This is a genomic window from Leclercia sp. W17, assembly GCF_003336325.1.
In the GTDB taxonomy this organism is placed as follows: Bacteria; Pseudomonadota; Gammaproteobacteria; order Enterobacterales; family Enterobacteriaceae; genus Enterobacter.
This window is the reverse complement of sequence record NZ_CP031101.1, coordinates 1,930,915-1,948,634: the sequence shown is the minus strand read 5'-3', so window position 1 is coordinate 1,948,634 and position 17,720 is coordinate 1,930,915. Positions and strand designations below refer to the sequence as shown.

The 17,720-nt window shown below is 57.1% G+C and carries 17 protein-coding genes; 8 read left to right on the top strand and 9 right to left on the bottom strand.

The features are described 5' to 3' along the window. Positions 1–89: 89 nt before the first annotated feature. The gene (gene ldcA, locus DVA44_RS09555; RefSeq protein ID WP_114386451.1) at positions 90–1,004 is read left to right on the top strand and encodes a muramoyltetrapeptide carboxypeptidase; all 915 of its coding nucleotides are present in this window, start codon (positions 90–92) and stop codon (positions 1,002–1,004) included. Positions 1,005–1,102: 98 nt separating this feature from the next. After that, the gene (locus DVA44_RS09550; protein ID WP_114386449.1) at positions 1,103–2,836 is read left to right on the top strand and encodes a potassium/proton antiporter; all 1,734 of its coding nucleotides are present in this window, start codon (positions 1,103–1,105) and stop codon (positions 2,834–2,836) included. 81 nt (positions 2,837–2,917) lie between these two features. Here the strand turns inward: DVA44_RS09550 and dadX are convergent, their stop codons facing one another. Both dadX and DVA44_RS09540 read right to left on the bottom strand, forming a co-directional pair. Then, complete coding sequence (gene dadX, locus DVA44_RS09545) at positions 2,918–3,988, bottom strand: catabolic alanine racemase DadX (RefSeq protein ID WP_103180001.1); 1,071 nt, start codon at positions 3,986–3,988, stop codon at positions 2,918–2,920. A gap of 12 nt (positions 3,989–4,000) precedes the next feature. Further along, complete coding sequence (locus DVA44_RS09540) at positions 4,001–5,299, bottom strand: D-amino acid dehydrogenase (protein ID WP_114314665.1); 1,299 nt, start codon at positions 5,297–5,299, stop codon at positions 4,001–4,003. Between the two features lie 323 nt (positions 5,300–5,622). Here DVA44_RS09540 and DVA44_RS09535 point away from each other — a divergent pair, with 323 nt between their 5' ends. Beyond that, a complete protein-coding gene (locus DVA44_RS09535; protein ID WP_103180003.1) occupies positions 5,623–7,155 on the top strand; it encodes a SpoVR family protein in 1,533 nt (510 codons plus the stop codon). Between the two features lie 83 nt (positions 7,156–7,238). Here the strand turns inward: DVA44_RS09535 and fadR are convergent, their stop codons facing one another. After that, positions 7,239–7,958: a fatty acid metabolism transcriptional regulator FadR gene (fadR, locus tag DVA44_RS09530; RefSeq protein WP_103822336.1), complete on the bottom strand. Its 720-nt coding sequence runs from the start codon at positions 7,956–7,958 to the stop codon at positions 7,239–7,241. A gap of 199 nt (positions 7,959–8,157) precedes the next feature. On the opposite strand from fadR, the gene nhaB reads away from it, so the two are divergent. Together nhaB and dsbB are read left to right on the top strand one after the other, a co-directional pair. Continuing rightward, on the top strand, positions 8,158–9,696 hold the full coding sequence (nhaB, locus tag DVA44_RS09525; protein ID WP_114386447.1) for a sodium/proton antiporter NhaB: 1,539 nt from the start codon (positions 8,158–8,160) through the stop codon (positions 9,694–9,696). Positions 9,697–9,837: 141 nt separating this feature from the next. Further along, entirely contained in the window at positions 9,838–10,368 is a 531-nt protein-coding gene (gene dsbB / locus DVA44_RS09520; RefSeq protein WP_114314663.1) for a disulfide bond formation protein DsbB, read from the top strand. 101 nt (positions 10,369–10,469) lie between these two features. On the opposite strand, the gene DVA44_RS09515 is transcribed toward dsbB, so the two are convergent. The 3 genes from DVA44_RS09515 to DVA44_RS09505 form a co-directional block, all read right to left on the bottom strand. After that, a complete protein-coding gene (locus tag DVA44_RS09515) occupies positions 10,470–10,910 on the bottom strand; it encodes a YcgN family cysteine cluster protein (protein ID WP_114386445.1) in 441 nt (146 codons plus the stop codon). 93 nt (positions 10,911–11,003) lie between these two features. Continuing rightward, positions 11,004–11,663, bottom strand: coding sequence for a fumarylacetoacetate hydrolase family protein (locus DVA44_RS09510; protein ID WP_114386443.1), 660 nt, complete (start codon positions 11,661–11,663; stop codon positions 11,004–11,006). Between the two features lie 46 nt (positions 11,664–11,709). Then, entirely contained in the window at positions 11,710–11,985 is a 276-nt protein-coding gene (locus tag DVA44_RS09505; protein WP_114314660.1) for a YcgL domain-containing protein, read from the bottom strand. Between the two features lie 126 nt (positions 11,986–12,111). On the opposite strand from DVA44_RS09505, the gene minC reads away from it, so the two are divergent. Genes minC through minE form a run of 3 tightly spaced genes read left to right on the top strand, consistent with a single transcriptional unit; the run spans position 12,112 to position 13,913 of the window. After that, positions 12,112–12,804, top strand: a complete 693-nt coding sequence (minC, locus tag DVA44_RS09500; protein WP_114314659.1) for a septum site-determining protein MinC — start codon at positions 12,112–12,114, stop codon at positions 12,802–12,804. A 23-nt stretch (positions 12,805–12,827) separates the two neighbouring features. Continuing rightward, positions 12,828–13,640, top strand: a complete 813-nt coding sequence (minD, locus tag DVA44_RS09495) for a septum site-determining protein MinD (protein ID WP_114314658.1) — start codon at positions 12,828–12,830, stop codon at positions 13,638–13,640. A 3-nt stretch (positions 13,641–13,643) separates the two neighbouring features. Then, positions 13,644–13,913, top strand: coding sequence for a cell division topological specificity factor MinE (gene minE / locus DVA44_RS09490; RefSeq protein ID WP_103180012.1), 270 nt, complete (start codon positions 13,644–13,646; stop codon positions 13,911–13,913). Between the two features lie 98 nt (positions 13,914–14,011). Here minE and rnd read toward each other — a convergent pair whose 3' ends face one another. The 3 genes from rnd to DVA44_RS09475 all read right to left on the bottom strand — a co-directional run bounded on the left by rnd (position 14,012) and on the right by DVA44_RS09475 (position 17,691). Beyond that, positions 14,012–15,139, bottom strand: coding sequence for a ribonuclease D (rnd, locus tag DVA44_RS09485; protein ID WP_114317073.1), 1,128 nt, complete (start codon positions 15,137–15,139; stop codon positions 14,012–14,014). Between the two features lie 74 nt (positions 15,140–15,213). After that, a complete protein-coding gene (fadD, locus tag DVA44_RS09480; protein ID WP_139157091.1) occupies positions 15,214–16,899 on the bottom strand; it encodes a long-chain-fatty-acid--CoA ligase FadD in 1,686 nt (561 codons plus the stop codon). Positions 16,900–17,103: 204 nt separating this feature from the next. After that, positions 17,104–17,691 carry a Slp family lipoprotein gene (locus DVA44_RS09475; protein ID WP_114386441.1) on the bottom strand — a complete coding sequence of 196 codons (588 nt, stop codon included), beginning with the start codon at positions 17,689–17,691 and terminating at the stop codon, positions 17,104–17,106. Between the last annotated feature and the right edge of the window lie 29 nt (positions 17,692–17,720).

Genomic DNA, 17,720 nt, shown 5'->3' with positions numbered 1-17,720 from the left:
TCGCTGTTACTCTATCCTCCGCTTGATGAAGGACGCGCTCAGGCGGCATGATATATATATTTAAGTTTATAAGTCAGCAAGGAAATGCCATGTCTCAGTTTCATCTCATTGCACCATCAGGGTACTGCATTAATCAGGAAGCGGCGCAGCGGGGCGTGGCGCGGTTACTGGACGACGGCCATCAGGTAAAAAATCAGACGATTATACCCCGCCGCCAGCAGCGATTTGCCGGCACCGAGGCAGAGCGCCTGAATGATATCAACGCTCTTGCCCACCTGCCGGGCGCCGACCAGATAGTGCTGCCGGTGCGCGGCGGATACGGCGCCAGCCGCCTGCTGGAACAGATTGACTGGCAGGGACTGGCGAAACGCCAGCAGCAGGATCCGTTGCTGATTTGCGGCCACAGTGATTTCACCGTGATCCAGCTCGGCCTGCTGGCGCTGCACAACGTCATCACCTTTAGCGGCCCGATGCTGGCGGGCAATTTTGGCGCCCCGGAGCTGAACGCCTTTACGGTAGACCATTTCTGGCGGGCGCTCGGCAACAGTACCTACTCCGTTGAGTGGCAGGGCGATGGCCCGTCGTGCGTGTGCGAAGGCCAGCTGTGGGGTGGCAATCTGGCGATGGTCGTGTCACTCATCGGCACCCGCTGGCTGCCCGCCATTGAGAAAGGCATCCTGGTGCTGGAGGATATCAATGAGCATCCGTTCCGCGTCGAACGTATGCTCCTCCAGTTGCATCACGCGGGCATTCTCGACCGTCAGCAGGCGATTGTGCTCGGTAGCTTCAGCGGCGCGACCCCTAACGATTACGATGCCGGATACGATCTGGCGACCATGGTCGATTACCTGCGTTCCCGGGTATCGGTGCCGGTTATCAGCGGGCTCGACTTCGGCCATGAGCAACGAACCGTTACCCTGCCGCTCGGTGCGCAGGCGACGCTGGTTCATGCGGCGGGCAGCAGTCGTTTAACCCTGAGCGGGCATCCGGTGCTTCGGGCGTAAAAAAAGCCCCGGAAGTACCGGATTTCCGCCCTGCAAGGGGCGTTAATATGGTAGGGTTTTACTAACAGTCATCGCGTCAGGCAGGGAGTACGCACACATTGGATGCCGCAGCAATAATCAGTCTTTTTATCCTGGGTTCAGTTCTTGTAACCTGTAGTATTTTATTGAGTTCGTTTTCGTCACGTCTCGGCATCCCCATTCTGGTTATTTTCCTCGCCATCGGCATGCTGGCGGGGGTTGATGGCGTCGGGGGTATTCCCTTCGACAACTACCCGTTTGCGTACATGATCAGTAACCTCGCCCTGGCGGTGATCCTGCTGGATGGCGGCATGCGCACCCAGGCCAGTTCGTTTCGCGTGGCGCTGGGCCCGGCCCTGTCGCTGGCGACGGTCGGGGTGCTGATCACCTCCGGCCTCACCGGGATGATGGCGGCGTGGCTGTTCCACCTTGATCTGATGGAAGGGTTACTGATTGGCGCGATTGTCGGCTCTACCGATGCCGCGGCGGTCTTCTCCCTGCTGGGCGGCAAAGGGCTGAACGAACGTGTCGGCTCGACGCTGGAGATTGAATCCGGCAGTAACGATCCGATGGCAGTGTTTCTCACCATCACCCTGATTGAGATGATCCAGCAGCATGAAACCGGCCTGAGCTGGATGTTCGCCTGGCACATCATTCAACAGTTTGGTCTGGGTATCCTCTTTGGCCTAGGCGGCGGCTATCTGCTGCAACAGATGATCAACCGCATCTCGCTCCCAGGCGGGCTCTATCCGCTGCTGGCGCTGAGTGGCGGGATTTTGATTTTCGCCCTCACCACGGCGCTGGACGGCAGCGGTATTCTGGCGGTCTATCTCTGCGGTTTCCTGCTCGGCAACCGTCCAATCCGCAACCGCTTTGGCATTCTGCAAAACTTCGATGGCCTGGCCTGGCTGGCACAGATTGGCATGTTCCTGGTGCTGGGGCTGCTGGTGACGCCGTCGGATCTGCTGCCGATTGCCGTTCCGGCGCTGATGCTGTCACTGTGGATGATCTTCTTTGCCCGTCCGCTGTCGGTCTTCGCCGGGCTGCTGCCTTTCAGAGGTTTTAACCTGCGCGAGCGGGTGTTTATCAGCTGGGTGGGGCTGCGCGGTGCGGTGCCGATCATCCTCGCAGTATTCCCGATGATGGCCGGGCTGGATAACTCCCGTCTCTTCTTCAACGTGGCGTTCTTCGTGGTGCTGGTGTCGCTGCTGTTCCAGGGTACGTCGCTGTCGTGGGCGGCGAAAAAGGCGAAGGTGGTGATCCCACCGGTGGGCTGGCCGGTCTCCCGCGTGGGGCTGGATCTTCACCCTGAGAATCCCTGGGAGCAGTTTGTTTACCAGCTCAGCGCCGATAAGTGGTGCGTGGGCGCCTCGCTGCGGGATCTGCATATGCCCGCCGAAACGCGCATTGCCGCCCTCTTCCGGGATAATGCCCTCTTGCACCCGACCGGCAGCACCCGGCTGCGCGAGGGGGATATCCTCTGCGTAATTGGCCGCGAGCATGACCTCCCTGCCCTCGGCAAACTCTTCAGCCAGTCGCCGCCGGTGGCGCTGGATCAGCGCTTCTTCGGCGACTTTATTCTGGAAGCCAGCGCCAAATTTGCCGACGTGGCGATGATCTACGGTCTGGACGTTGGGCTGGAGTATCGCGATAACCAGCAGACTCTGGGCGAGATCGTGCAGAAGCAGCTCGGCGCCGCGCCGGTCGTGGGTGACCAGGTGGAGTTTGCCGGTATGATCTGGACGGTGGCAGAGAAAGAGGATAACGCGGTGCTGAGGGTGGGCGTGCGCGTGGCGGAGGATGCCGAAGAGTAGGCCGGTTTGCCGGGTGGCGGCTACGCCTTACCCGGCCTACGGGTTTTGTAGGCCCGGCAAGCGTAGCGCCACCGGGCGATGTTACACAACGACGATCGGTACCCGTGGCGCTAACGCCGTTAACAACTCATATCCGACGGTGCCCGCGGCGGCGGCGACATCGTCCACTTTCACCTCGTTGCCCCACAGCTCAACCGGCGTACCGATCCCCGCATGCGGACACGGCGTCAGGTCAATCGCCAGCATATCCATTGACACCGTGCCGACCGTGCCGGTGCGCACGCCGTCCACCCATACCGGGGTACCGGAAGGGGCAACGCGCGGATAGCCGTCGGCATATCCTCCGGCGACGATGCCGATCCGCTGTTCCCCCGACGCACGATAGCGGCTGCCGTAACCCACGGTATCCCCCGCTTTCAGCGTCTGGACGCCAATGATCTCACTGCGCAGGGTCATCACCGGCTTCAGGCCGCTGTTGGCGATATCCTGCCACTGACCCGACGGCGAGGCGCCGTAGAGGATGATCCCCGGACGCACCCAGTCAAAATGCGCCTCCGGATGCCAGAGCGTCGCCGCCGAGTTGGAAAGCGAACGCGGACAGGCCAGACCTTCCGCTGCCTGCTCGATGCGCTTCATCGGTTCGACAATGCCCTCCGTCTTTTCCGCATCGGCAAAATGGGCCATCAGGGTCATTTCGCCGACGTTCTTCAGCGCCCGCAGCTGTTGCCAGACGCTGTGCACGCGCTCCGGCTGGAAACCGAGCCGGTTCATCCCGCTGTTCATTTTCAGGTAGATATCGAGCGGAGCATGCAGCTTCGCATTCTGTAGCGCCTTGACCTGCCAGTTGCTGTGCACGCTGGTGGTCAGGCGGTACTTATCAAACAGCGGCAGTTCATCGCTGTGGAAGAAGCCTTCGAGCATCAAAATCGGCCCTTTCCAGCCGCGCTCGCGCAGCAGGATCGCCTCTTCAAGGTTGAGCAGCGCAAAACCATCCGTTGCGCTTAACGCGCTCCAGATGCGGTCCAGACCGTGGCCGTAAGCGTTAGCTTTGACCACGGTCCAGACGCGTGAAGCGGGCGCAGCGCGACGGACAATTTGCAGATTATCCTTCAGGGCCTGCAGGTCCATCTGAGCCAGAACAGGACGGGACATGACGACTCCTTGTTAGTTATGCGCGCCGTGTAAATGTTGTGGACGTGACGGCGTGAAACCCGGACGGTAGCGCGCGACGCTTAAATCATCAAACGGAATAGCGGGTGTGCGCCCGGAGATCAAATCACTGAGTAGCTGCCCTGAACCGCAGGCCATTGTCCAGCCCAGCGTACCGTGTCCGGTGTTTAGCCACAGGTTTTTAAACGGTGTCCGCCCGACCACCGGGGTGCCGTCCGGCGTCATTGGACGCAGCCCGGTCCAGAAGGTCGCCTGTTCGATAAAGCCGCCGCGGGGGAAGAGATCGCCAACGACCATCTCCAGCGTTTCCCGACGCGGTTTCAGCAGTTCAGTGTTAAAGCCGACGATTTCCGCCATTCCTCCCACGCGGATCCGGTTGTCAAAACGGGTGATCGCGATTTTGTAGGTTTCATCAAGGATAGTTGAAACCGGGGCACCACTCTCCTCTTTTACCGGGATGGTGAGCGAATAACCTTTCAGCGGGTAGACCGGAATGTCCACAATGCCCTTCAGCATGGCGGTGGAGTAAGAGCCAAAGGCCATCACGTAGGCGTCGGCTTTCACCACCTCATCGCCGCAGAGTACGCCGTAGATATTCTCCCCTTCGTACAGAAGCTTATCCACTGAAGTGTTGTAGCGGAATTTTACCCCCGCCTGTTCCGCCATCTGCGCCAGATTCTGCGTGAAGAGCTGGCAATCGCCGGTCTCGTCATTAGGCAGACGCAGACCGCCGGTCAGCTTATGCGCGACCTCAGCGAGGGCCGGTTCCACCTGCGCCAGCTGGCTCGCTTCCAGCAACTGATACGGGACGCCCGCGTCCTCGAGTACAGCGATATCACGGGTGGCGTTTTCGTACTGCTGAGCGGTACGGAACAGCTGCAGGGTTCCTCCCTGACGGCCTTCATACTGGATACCGGTGGCGGCACGCAGCGCTTTCAGGCAGTCGCGGCTGTACTCCGCCAGACGTACCATACGCCCTTTGTTTTCCATGTAGTGCGAGGTGTCGCAGTTGCGCAGCATCTGCCACATCCACTTCAGCTGGAACTGGGTGCCGTCGAGACTGATCGCCAGCGGCGCATGGCGCTGGAACATCCACTTAATCGCCTTCAGCGGTACGCCCGGTGCCGCCCACGGCGCCGCGTAGCCCGGAGAGATTTGTCCGGCGTTCGCCGCGCTGGTCTCCAACGCCGGACCCGGTTCCCGATCAATGACGGTTACATCATGCCCGGCCTGACTTAAATACCAGGCGCTGGTAACACCAACGACGCCACTTCCCAGTATGACAACACGCATAGCCACTCCATTTATAAGCAAAAGAACAATCTTCTGGTTACATATTGATAACCCAGATGAAAATATTATTCAACATAGGCATTTTTTATGGTGACTTACCTCACACCTTCCCCCTATGACGGGGCTGTGGCGTATTTGGCATCTCCTGCTGCGCGGCATTTTTAACCAGCAGATTATGCTGCTACCCACCCCCTTTTCGTCATGCCCGCGACGGGAAATCGCAAAGAAAAAAATAGCGCACCAGCACGCTTTTGAATGGCGTGTTCTATGCTTGAAAAGAGGTTCTCCAGACAGAGAGAGCTACCAACAACGAGGGCGCGCTAATGGCTACTATTGATTCCATGAATAAGGACACCACTCGTCTGAGCGATGGACCCGACTGGACATTCGAGCTGCTGGACACCTATCTGGCGGAAATTGACCGGGTGGCAAAACTCTACCGTCTGGACGCCTATCCCCATCAAATCGAAGTGATCACCTCCGAACAGATGATGGACGCTTACTCCAGCGTCGGGATGCCCATTAACTATACCCACTGGTCGTTTGGTAAAAAATTCATTGAGACCGAACGGCTCTACAAACACGGTCAGCAGGGGCTGGCCTATGAGATCGTCATTAACTCTAACCCCTGTATCGCTTACCTGATGGAAGAGAACACCATCACCATGCAGGCGTTGGTGATGGCGCACGCCTGCTACGGGCACAACTCATTTTTCAAAAATAACTACCTGTTCCGCAGCTGGACCGATGCCAGTTCAATTGTCGACTACCTGATCTTCGCCCGAAACTACATCACCGAATGCGAAGAGCGCTACGGGGTGGAAGAGGTCGAGAAGCTACTGGACTCCTGCCACGCGCTGATGAACTACGGCGTGGATCGCTACAAACGTCCGCAGAAGATCTCCTTACAGGAGGAGAAAGCCCGGCAGAAAAGCCGCGAAGAGTATCTGCAAAGCCAGGTGAATACGCTGTGGCGCACCCTGCCGAAGCGCGAAGAGGAAAAAGCGGTCCCCGAAGCACGCCGTTATCCTTCTGAGCCGCAGGAGAACCTGCTTTACTTCATGGAGAAGAACGCCCCGCTGCTGGAGCCGTGGCAGCGTGAGATCCTGCGCATCGTGCGCAAGGTGAGCCAGTACTTCTACCCGCAAAAACAGACTCAGGTGATGAACGAAGGTTGGGCCACCTTCTGGCACTACACCATCCTCAATCACCTCTATGACGAAGGCAAAGTGACCGAACGCTTTATGCTGGAGTTCCTGCACAGCCACACCAACGTGGTGTTCCAGCCGCCTTACAACAGCCCGTGGTACAGCGGCATTAACCCCTATGCGCTGGGCTTTGCCATGTTCCAGGACATCAAGCGTATCTGCCAGAACCCGACGGACGAGGATAAATACTGGTTCCCGGATATCGCCGGTTCCGACTGGCTGGAGACGCTCCATTTCGCGATGCGCGACTTCAAGGATGAAAGCTTTATCAGCCAGTTCCTGTCGCCGAAGGTGATGCGAGATTTCCGCCTGTTTACGGTGCTGGATGACGATCACAATAACTATCTGGAGATTTCGGCGATCCACAATGAGGAGGGGTACCGTGAGATCCGCTCCCGCCTTTCGGCCCAGTACAACTTAAGCAATCTGGAGCCGAATATTCAGGTCTGGAATGTGGATCTGCGCGGGGATCGCTCCCTGACGCTGCGCTATATCCCGCATAACCGCGCACCGCTGGATAAAGGGCGCAAAGAGGTGCTGAAGCACGTACACCGTCTGTGGGGCTTTGACATTCTGCTTGAACAGCAAAACGAAGATGGCAGCGTGGAATTGCTGGAGCGCTGCCCACCTAAGGGCAATATCCTGTAGGTCGGTATCGCCTGTTTGCCGGGTGGCGCTTCGCTTACCCGGCCTACATATAAAAAAACCTCTCAAGCGAGAGGTTTTTTATTTTATCGACCGTGGATGGAGAGATCGCCCGGCAGAGTCTTCTGCATCCGGTGCCAGATCTCGCCGCTGTCGCGACCGTAGCGACGCACGGTGTCATACACCTGATCGTGCTGACCTTCGGCGCAGAGTTCACTCAGCTTGTGATAGAAGCCGAGCGCGAGGCTGCGGGCTTCCGGATTGGCGAAGTAGTGACGACCGATGCGGGTATAGAGCCCTTTCATGCCGTTAAGGATCAGGCCATAGATTGGGTTGCCGGAGGCAAACGCCAGCCCGCGGAAGACGTTGTAATCCAGCAGCGCAAAGGCGTCGGCATGATCTTCAACCGCCGTGGCGCGGGCGAGCACCTCCTGCGCCTTATCCGGGTGCTGGCGAAACGCCGTACGGATAAAGATGGTGGCGATGTTGGTGCGCACGGAGAGCAGATTGTCGATCAGCTGCGGCACGCTCTCGTGATCGAGGCGCGCGAGTGTTTCAAGAATATTCAGACCCGACGTTTCCCAGAAGTTATTCACTTTGGTCGGTTTGCCGTGTTGGATCGTCAGCCAGCCGTCGCGTGCCAGTCGCTGCAACACTTCACGTAAGGTGGTACGTGTGACGCCAATCAGTTCAGAGAGTTCGCGTTCTGCGGGAAGAATCGAGCCTGGGGGGAAACGATTGTTCCAGATGCTTTCGATAATGTACTCTTCCGCGAAACCCGCCGGGCTTTGCGCCTTTATGACCATAGTGAATTTTCCATTAACTGCTTTTTACAAAATTCACTCATCATACCAGAGGCAGACAGAGGCAGATAGCGCAGCGACGCGAGAAAAAAGGGATCGCCGTTTTATTTTTATCATTTAAAAAAACGCGGCCTGCACTCCTTCCCCGGCGCCATTTGCGTATACTTAGTGCGTAATTATGTGACGGGCAAGGAAATCTGTTGTGGAAATGTCGTATCGTCGCGCCCTGTGGCGCAATTTTTTAGGTCAGTCCCCCGACTGGTACAAACTGGCTCTGGTTATCTTTCTGGTAATTAACCCGCTTATCTTTATGGTGAGTCCTTTTGCCGCAGGCTGGTTGCTGGTGGCAGAGTTCATCTTTACCCTGGCCATGGCGCTGAAGTGTTATCCCCTGCTGCCGGGCGGCCTGCTGGCTTTCGAGGCAGTAGCAATAGGGATGACCAGTGCGGAGCACGTGAGAGAAGAGCTGGCGTCCAACCTGGAAGTGCTCCTGCTGCTGATGTTTATGGTGGCCGGGATCTACTTTATGAAGCAGCTGCTGCTGTTCATTTTTACCCGCCTGCTGTTGAGCATCCCCTCGAAAACGCTGCTGTCGCTGGCCTTCTGTCTGGCGGCCGCTTTTTTATCCGCCTTCCTCGATGCCCTGACCGTGGTGGCGGTGGTGATCAGCGTCGCCGTCGGCTTTTACGGGATTTATCACCGGGTGGCCTCTTCCCAGCCGGCATCGGGCATGCAGGATGACAGCCAGGTTGATGCCCACCAGCGCGACGTGCTGGAGCAGTTCCGCGCGTTTCTCCGCAGCCTGATGATGCACGCGGGCGTGGGTACTGCGCTGGGCGGGGTCATGACCATGGTCGGCGAGCCGCAAAACCTGATTATCGCCAAAGCCGCGGACTGGAACTTCGTCGAATTTTTCCTGCGCGTTGCCCCGGTCAGCGTGCCGGTGCTGGTGTGCGGCCTGCTTACCTGCTGGCTGGTGGAGAAGTTCAGGTGGTTTGGTTACGGCACCCTGCTGCCGAAGCAGGTGCGTGATGTGCTGCAACGCTTCGACGAAGAGAGCCGCAGCCAGCGTACCCGTCAGCAGCGGCTGGCGCTGATTTCCCAGGGCATCATTGGCGTCTGGCTGATTATCGCCCTGGCGTTTCATCTGGCGGAAGTAGGGCTGATTGGTCTGTCGGTCATTATCCTGGCGACCACCTTCTCCGGCGTGACGGATGAACATGCCATCGGCAAAGCCTTTACCGAAGCGCTGCCGTTTACCGCACTGCTGGCGGTCTTTTTCGCGGTAGTGGCGGTGATTGTCGATCAGCACCTGTTTGGGCCGATCATTAACTTCGTGCTGCAGGCCGCGCCGGATGCCCAACTGACGCTGTTTTATCTGTTTAACGGCCTGCTGTCGGCCATCTCCGATAACGTGTTTGTCGGCTCGGTCTATATCAACGAAGCGAAAGCGGCGATGGAGAGTGGTATCATCGACCGGAAGCAGTTTGAACTGCTGGCGGTGGCGATCAACACCGGCACCAACCTCCCTTCCGTGGCCACGCCAAACGGTCAGGCGGCCTTCCTGTTCTTACTGACCTCCACCCTCGCCCCACTTATCCGCCTCTCTTATGGCCGGATGGTATGGATGGCGCTGCCTTATAGCCTGGTGTTAACCGCAGTGGGTTTGCTGTGCGTCAAAATTACCCTCATTCCTTTTACCCAATGGATGCTGCAGGCAGGTATACTGGCGACGCATTAAATGAGTCGGCCGGGCGGTAAAACGCCCGGCTGCACTTATGGATGATAAATGTCCGATTACGTTATATTTGCGCGCTGAGGCTGGTGCGCAAAGTGATTTCGTTTACACTGCGCTTTCTATACCTGCTCCAGGGAAATGATTATGTTGAAATTTTTGAACCAGTGCTCGCGCGGTCGCGGGGCGTGGTTGTTGTTGGCCCTGACCGCCTTCGTGTTAGAAATGGTGGCATTATGGTTCCAGCACGTGATGATGCTGAAACCGTGCGTACTCTGTATCTATGAACGCTGCGCGCTGTTTGGCGTAATGGGCGCGGGTCTGGTGGGCGCCATCGCGCCGAAAAGCCCGCTGCGCTATGGTGCCATTGCCATCTGGCTTTACAGCGCCGGTAAAGGCCTGCAACTGGCCTGGGAGCACACCATGATCCAGCTGCACCCGTCGCCGTTCCAGACCTGTGACTTTGCCGCCAGCTTCCCGAGCTGGTTACCGCTGGACAAGTGGCTGCCACAGGTCTTTGTGGCTACCGGTGACTGCGCCGTGCGTCAGTGGGAATTCCTGACCCTGGAGATGCCGCAGTGGTTGGTGGGCATTTTTGCCGCTTACCTGATCGTGGCGCTGCTGGTGCTGATTGCCCAGCCATTTAAAGCGAAAAAACGCGATCTGTTTGGCCGTTAATGCCCGGCAGCGCTTCGCTTGCACGGGCCTACGGGTAAGCGCAGCGCCACCCGGCAAAAAAGCCGCACATTAAAAAACCCGCCTCGGCGGGTTTTTTATTATCAGCGGTTGGGATGATTCAGAATATGGTCTTCCCAGTCGCGCACCTCGGACTCTTTCACCGCGATATGACGCACGGAGATCCGCTCGCCATGCATCGCCGCTTTGGAACCGGTCAGCAGCGGGTGCCACGTCGGCAGATCCTTGCCTTCCGCCAGCAGGCGGTAGGCGCAGGTCGGCGGCAGCCATTCGAAGGTCGGCAGGTTATCCCGGGTCAACTTGATGCAGTCCGGCTCCAGCTCGAAACGCCGCTCGTAGTTGCGGCACTGGCAGGTTTTGATATTCAGCTGATTACAGGCGACATTGGTGAAATAGATTTCGTCCGAGTCTTCATCCATCAGCTTATGCAGGCAGCACTGCCCGCAGCCATCGCACAGCGATTCCCACTCGGCGTCTGTCATGTTGTCGAGAGTTTTGCTTTGCCAGAAAGGGATTTCGCTCATAAGGATGTCCACACGTCAAAATAAAGCGCACCTTATAACCAGTCTGGCACCTCGATGCAAGTTTTGCCGCCCGAAAAGGGCGGCAAGAGAGGGTTACAGCACGCGGGTTTTCAGTGACAGGCCGTTGACGGCCAGCTCCAGCTCATCGCCGCTGTTCAGCGGCCCCACCCCTTCCGGGGTGCCGGTGAGGATCACATCGCCCGGTTTCAGGGTGAAGTAACGGCTCATATAGGCAATCAGCGGCACAATTTTATGGATCATGTCAGAGGTAGAACCCTGCTGACGCACGTCGCCGTTAATTTTCAGGCTCAGGGTCGTGTTCTGCGGATCGTCCTGGAACTCCGCCGCCGGTACGAACCCGGAGATAGGACAAGAATTATCAAAGCCTTTGGCTTTCTCCCACGGCTGGCCCGCTTTTTTCATTTTGCCCTGCACCTCGCGCAGGGTCAGATCCAGCGCTACACCATAACCGGCAATCGCCTTCTGCACATGATCTTCAGAGGCCTGGCGCAGCGTGGCGCCAATCAGCACCACCAGTTCCACTTCGTGGTGCACCGATCCCAGCCCCTGCGGGATCACCAGCGGCTGGCGGATATCGCAGAGTGCGGTTTCGGGTTTAATAAACAGCACCGGCTCGTCCGGAACCGCACTGCCCATTTCCTGAATATGCTTTGCGTAATTACTGCCCACACAGACGACTTTACTGACCGGATAATCCAGCAAGGCGCCTTGCCAGTTATGATGCTGATACATAATGAGCCCCTAAAGGTTAATGTAACCCTGACAGATTAATCTCAAACTATTTTTTTCCCAGCGCCTCAAGATGCTGTTTGAGTAAATTCTCTTGCGGCGGAGGGAGTTGTAAATAATAGCCCTGTTCGGCTAACGCGCTTTTTACTTTTTCCAGATCGGCGTTCTTCAGCTGCTTACGCCCGTCAAGCGGCATGAGCATCACCATCTGCGGCTTACCGAAGCTCTTCATCAGCGCCTCAGGCACACGGGAAAAATCGTCCTTTTTTTCGACATAAAGATAGGTCTGGTCGCGCTGGGTACTTCTGTAGATCACACAAAACATATATTTACTCAGAATTAACGGGGAGGGTGACTTGCCTCAATATAATTGTGACTATAACATGCCTGATACTCTTCGGAATATCACGACGCACACGCCGTGGTAAAAAGCAAATTGAGTAAGGCCAGGATGTCAAACACGCCAATCGAGCTTAAAGGCAGTAGCTTCACCTTATCAGTGGTTCATTTGCATGAAGCAAAACCCGAGGTTATTCGTCAGGCGTTAGAAGACAAAATCGCGCAGGCGCCCGCATTCCTGAAACATGCGCCCGTCGTCATTAATGTCAGCGATCTTGAAGCGCCGATTAACTGGCAGCTGCTGCAGCAGGCGGTCTTAGCCACCGGGCTGCGGATTGTCGGCATCAGCGGCTGTAAAGATCCTGAACTGAAAGCCGAAATCGACGAGGCGGGTCTTCCGCTGCTCACCGAAGGCAAAGATAAAGCCCCGCGCGCAGAGCCCCCTGCCCCGCCTGAACTCCCTGTTACACCCGCCACAAAAACGCGCTTGATCGACCTGCCGGTGCGTTCCGGACAGCGTATTTATGCGCCAAATTGTGACCTTATTGTAACAAACCACGTCAGCGCAGGTGCGGAGCTGATCGCCGATGGCAATATTCATATCTATGGCTCAATGCGAGGCCGCGCGCTGGCAGGTGCCAGTGGCGATCGCGATGCGCAAATTTTTTGTACCCACCTGGAGGCGGAGCTGGTTTCCATCGCAGGTGTTTACTGGCTGAGCGATAACATCCCGGCCGAATTTTCTGGCAAAGCAGCGCGTTTGCGTCTGGCAGACAACGCTTTGACCGTTCAACCGTTGAATTGATCCCTTTTTAACAAGGAATTTCTATGGCACGCATTATTGTTGTTACTTCGGGTAAAGGAGGCGTTGGCAAGACCACCTCCAGCGCGGCCATCGCTACTGGTTTGGCCCAGAAGGGAAAGAAAACTGTCGTTATCGACTTTGATATCGGCCTGCGTAACCTTGACCTGATTATGGGTTGTGAACGCCGCGTGGTTTACGACTTTGTGAACGTGATTCAGGGTGATGCCACGCTGAATCAGGCAATGATTAAAGATAAGCGTACCGACAATCTCTATATTCTTCCCGCTTCCCAGACGCGCGACAAAGATGCGCTGACCCGTGAAGGCGTGGAAAAAGTGCTCGATGAGCTGAACAAGATGGACTTCGATTTCGTGATCTGCGATTCACCTGCGGGCATCGAAACCGGTGCGCTGATGGCGCTCTACTTCGCCGATGAAGCGATCATCACCACCAACCCGGAAGTCTCATCCGTGCGCGACTCGGACCGTATTTTAGGTATTCTTGCCTCAAAATCCCGTCGTGCGGAAAATGGCGAAGAACCGATCAAAGAGCACCTGCTGCTGACCCGCTATAATCCGGGTCGTGTCAGCAAAGGTGATATGCTGAGTATGGAAGACGTGCTGGAGATCCTGCGCATCAAACTGGTTGGCGTTATCCCGGAAGATCAATCCGTGCTGCGCGCCTCTAACCAGGGTGAACCGGTTATCCTCGACACCAACGCAGACGCGGGTAAAGCGTATGCGGACACTGTGGATCGTCTGCTCGGAGAAGAACGTCCTTTCCGCTTCATTGAAGAAGAGAAGAAAGGTTTCCTCAAACGCCTGTTCGGAGGATAAGTTATGGCATTACTGGACTTTTTTCTCTCGCGGAAAAAAAACACCGCCAACATCGCTAAAGAACGACTGCAGATCATCGTGGCGGAACGCCGCCGCAGCGACGCTGAACCGCACTACCTGCCGCAGCTGCGCAAAGACATCCTGGAAGTGATCTGTAAATACGTGCAGATCGACCCGGAAATGGTCACCGTGCAGCTGGAGCAAAAGGATGGGGATATCTCGATTCTGGAGCTCAACGTCACTCTGCCGGAAGCGGAAGAGTCGCGTTCATAAACGTGCGTTTTGCCGGGCGGCACTGCGTTTGCCCGGCCTACGGTTTGTCGTTTTGTAGCCCCGGCAAGCGTAGCGCCGCCGGGGGTTACAGATCGCGCTTACTGCGGATACGCTTCCAGTAACGCATTCAGGCGATCGGCCATCAGTTCCCCGCGCCATCCGGCAATCAGTTCCGGCGTGCCGTTTTGCGGTTTCAGCTTCCAGTGCGCGTTCAGCAGCTGGTTGATCTGACGGCGTGAGGCCAGCAGCTCGGCGCTGACTTTACTCTCTGCCGCCACCTCCTGCACCAGGGCCTTGATGGCCTTAAATGCTTTGCGATACCCCGGCATATCCATCAGATTCAGCAGCGGCTCCGGCAGCGCCTCATCCGGCAGTTGCTGAGCTTTCGCCACCAGCGCCAGCAGCGTTTTCCCGTGGAAACGGATCTCCGAACCCGAAAGCCCGATGCTGTCCAGCTCGCCCAGGCTGCCCGGCATGTACCGCGCCACGGCCCAGAGATGCTCCTCACGCACCACAAAGTTCACCGCCAGGTCACGCTCGCGCGCCTTACGCAGACGCCAGTCGGCCAGCAGTTGCAGACAGGCCAGCTGACGGGTGCGCAGTTGCCAGGCGTTGGTGATGTCGCGCCACGCCTCTTTCGGGTCGGCGATCTCCTGACGACGCTGCTGCGTCATCTGGCACTCATTCAGCGCCGCAGGCAGCCAGCCGGAGGCTTCGGCCTCTTTCATCAACTGACCGGCGATGGGGAGAAGATAGAACACATCCGCCGCCGCGTAGTCGAGCTGGCGTTCGGTCAGCGGACGCGCCAGCCAGTCGGTGCGGGATTCGCTCTTGTCGATGACAAGGCCGGTGTACTCTTCCACCATGGCGGCAAAGCCCCATGACAGTGGACGACCCGCAAACGCGGCGAGGATCTGGGTATCAATCAGCGGCTGCGGCATGATGCCGAAAGTGTTGAGGAAAACTTCCAGATCTTCACTGCCGGCATGCAGATATTTGGTGATGGCGGTGTCCAGCAGCAGCTCACGCATCGGCGTCCAGTCGGTGATCCCCAGCGGATCGATAAGCGATACCCGTTTGCCGTCATACAGTTGGATCAGACCCAGTTGCGGGTAGTAAGTGCGGGTACGAACAAACTCGGTGTCCAGCGCAATGGCGGAAGCATCGCGGGTGAGATCGCACAGCGAAGCCAGTTCGTCGTTGGTGGTGATCATCTGGTAATTCAAATCATTTTCTCTATGGTTTGCGCCCATAAAAAAACGCTGGCCAGGCCAGCGTTTCTGGGCGACTAACACGAAGCTCAGCCTTTATTGTCTACTTTGGCGCGCGCTTCGTCACGTAATTCTCGTCGTAATATCTTCCCGACGTTCGATTTTGGCAGTTCGTCGCGGAACTCCACCAGCTTCGGCACTTTGTAGCCGGTAAGATGGCGACGGCAGAAGGTGATCAGCGCGTCTTCGCTCAGGGCAGGATCTTTTTTCACCACAAAGATTTTTACCGTTTCGCCGCTGCTGCCTCCTGGTACCCCTACTGCGGCCACTTCCAGCACGCCGTTGTGCTGCATCACTACCTCTTCGATCTCGTTGGGATAGACGTTGAACCCGGAGACCAGGATCATATCTTTCTTACGATCGACGATACGTAAGAAACCTTCATCATCCATCACCGCGATGTCGCCGGTGTGCAACCAGCCATCCTTGATGATTTCGTCGGTGGCGTCCGGGCGTTGCCAGTACCCCAGCATCACCTGCGGCCCTCTTACGCACAGCTCGCCAGGCTCGCCATGCGGCACTTCGTTATCGTCGTCATCCACCAGTTTGGCTTCGGTGGAGGGCACCGGCAGACCAATGCTGCCGCTGTGATAGTCGATATCGTGCGGGTTAACGCTCACCAGCGGGGCGCACTCGGTCAGGCCATAGCCTTCAAGCAGGTACTGCCCGGTGAGCTTGACCCAGCGCTCGGCCACCGCCTGCTGTACCGGCATCCCGCCGCCCGCCGACAGATGCAGGGTGGAGAAATCGAGCTGCTGGAACTCTTTATTATTGAGCAGCGCGTTAAACAGGGTGTTTACCCCGGTCATGGCGGTAAACGGATATTTCGCCAGCTCTTTCACCAGCCCCGGAATGTCACGCGGGTTGGTGATCAGCACGTTCTGTCCGCCGAGTTCGATAAACAGCAGGCAGTTCATGGTCAGAGCAAAAATGTGATACAGCGGCAGCGCGGTAATGACCAACTCTTTGCCGCGATGCAGCAGCGGCCCGTAGGTGGCATTGACCTGTTCGAGGTTCGCCAGCATGTTGCGGTGGGTGAGCATCGCCCCTTTCGCCACGCCGGTTGTACCGCCGGTATATTGCAGGAAGGCCAGATCCTGCGAGGCGATCTCAGGCTTAACGTACTGCATCCGGTAGCCGGTGTGCAGCGCCTGGCGAAAAGAGATGGCATCCGGCAGGTGATATTTCGGCACCAGACGTTTGACATATTTGACGACGAAGTTAACCAGCGTCCCTTTGGCGGTGGAGAGCTGGTCGCCCATCCGCGTCAGGATGACGTGTTTGACCTGGGTCTTATCAACCACTTTTTCCAGCGTATGGGCGAAGTTGGAGACAATCACAATCGCCGCGGCACCGCTGTCATTCAACTGATGTTCCAGCTCACGTGGAGTATAGAGCGGGTTGACGTTAACCACGATCATCCCGGCGCGCAGAATGCCGAACAGCGCCACCGGATACTGCAGCAGGTTGGGCATCATCAGCGCCACGCGATCGCCCTTCTGCAGGCCTAAGCCCTGTTGCAGATAGGCGGCAAAGGCCCGGCTGCGCTCTTCCAGTTTACGGAAGGTCATCACCTCGCCCATGTTCACAAACGCAGGCTGATCGGCGTAACGCGTTACGGAGTTTTCAAACAGTTCAACCAGGGATTGATAACGGTCAGGATTTATCTCTGCGGGAACATCCGCAGGATATCGGTTAAGCCAAACCTTCTTCACTACATCACCTCTGAAATGCGTGTTCGTCGTCATCACAACCCCGGTTAATAAACAAGTCGTTAACATAATATTAACTCAGCGTACCAGTTTATTTATTGTCCGGATTTAAGGTTGCGAAGCGCGTCACTATTTATTTTTCTTATTACCGTGGAAAAAACAAAACAGCGGACGGGCCGCTGTTTCTTAATTAAGAATAACAGTGACTTACTCTGTTACTATCGTTCGGACCTGAGCCGGACCGGGGCCATAGCCTGGCCATCCGCCGTAGCCGTAACCATAGCCATAACGCCATGGATGCGGTCCCCAGTACCAGGGATCGGGTGGCGGCATCATCACCTGCTGCTGCACCCGCCAGCGTTTATAGCCGTTGGCCTGCATAGTCATGAATTTATAAGGCGTGTTGCCGACTTTACCCTGCTCTGCGCCGGTGATCGGTCCCACTACGGTGATCAGTTGCCCGCGGAAATCCACCGGATCGAGGAAGCCGTTAACATCGGCGTAGATACGGCCTCGTGAGGCTTCACCCAGCACCGGACGCGCGCCGCTGTCGAGGGGTACGGTGGCAATCTCCAGACGGGTTTTCCCCTGCTGGTTGAGCACCTCCACGACTTTGCCGCCGAAACGCGCTTCCTGACCTACGTAGAGTTCCGGGGCGTTCATCACCCGGACCAGATCCTGCTGCGGCGTCGGGCTGTTGCCCTGTATGGCATCAGGCACGGAGACACATCCCGTTAACGCCAGGGCCAGCGCCCCGACGGTCAGCAGACGAACGACATATTTTTGAACCGCCATGATGCGACTCCTTTTTCTCAGGCTCTTAT

What these genes read in the sequence shown, in the direction of transcription:
- DVA44_RS09515 (WP_114386445.1), bottom strand. Translation starts at nt 10,910, where the DNA reads ATGAGCGAAATCCCTTTCTGGCAAAGCAAAACTCTCGACAACATGACA.
- fadR (WP_103822336.1), bottom strand. Translation starts at nt 7,958, where the DNA reads ATGGTCATAAAGGCGCAAAGCCCGGCGGGTTTCGCGGAAGAGTACATT.
- DVA44_RS09510 (WP_114386443.1), bottom strand. Translation starts at nt 11,663, where the DNA reads ATGTATCAGCATCATAACTGGCAAGGCGCCTTGCTGGATTATCCGGTC.
- minC (WP_114314659.1), top strand. Translation starts at nt 12,112, where the DNA reads ATGTCAAACACGCCAATCGAGCTTAAAGGCAGTAGCTTCACCTTATCA.
- ldcA (WP_114386451.1), top strand. Translation starts at nt 90, where the DNA reads ATGTCTCAGTTTCATCTCATTGCACCATCAGGGTACTGCATTAATCAG.
- DVA44_RS09505 (WP_114314660.1), bottom strand. Translation starts at nt 11,985, where the DNA reads ATGTTTTGTGTGATCTACAGAAGTACCCAGCGCGACCAGACCTATCTT.
- minE (WP_103180012.1), top strand. Translation starts at nt 13,644, where the DNA reads ATGGCATTACTGGACTTTTTTCTCTCGCGGAAAAAAAACACCGCCAAC.
- minD (WP_114314658.1), top strand. Translation starts at nt 12,828, where the DNA reads ATGGCACGCATTATTGTTGTTACTTCGGGTAAAGGAGGCGTTGGCAAG.
- DVA44_RS09535 (WP_103180003.1), top strand. Translation starts at nt 5,623, where the DNA reads ATGGCTACTATTGATTCCATGAATAAGGACACCACTCGTCTGAGCGAT.
- DVA44_RS09475 (WP_114386441.1), bottom strand. Translation starts at nt 17,691, where the DNA reads ATGGCGGTTCAAAAATATGTCGTTCGTCTGCTGACCGTCGGGGCGCTG.
- dadX (WP_103180001.1), bottom strand. Translation starts at nt 3,988, where the DNA reads ATGTCCCGTCCTGTTCTGGCTCAGATGGACCTGCAGGCCCTGAAGGAT.
- DVA44_RS09540 (WP_114314665.1), bottom strand. Translation starts at nt 5,299, where the DNA reads ATGCGTGTTGTCATACTGGGAAGTGGCGTCGTTGGTGTTACCAGCGCC.
- dsbB (WP_114314663.1), top strand. Translation starts at nt 9,838, where the DNA reads ATGTTGAAATTTTTGAACCAGTGCTCGCGCGGTCGCGGGGCGTGGTTG.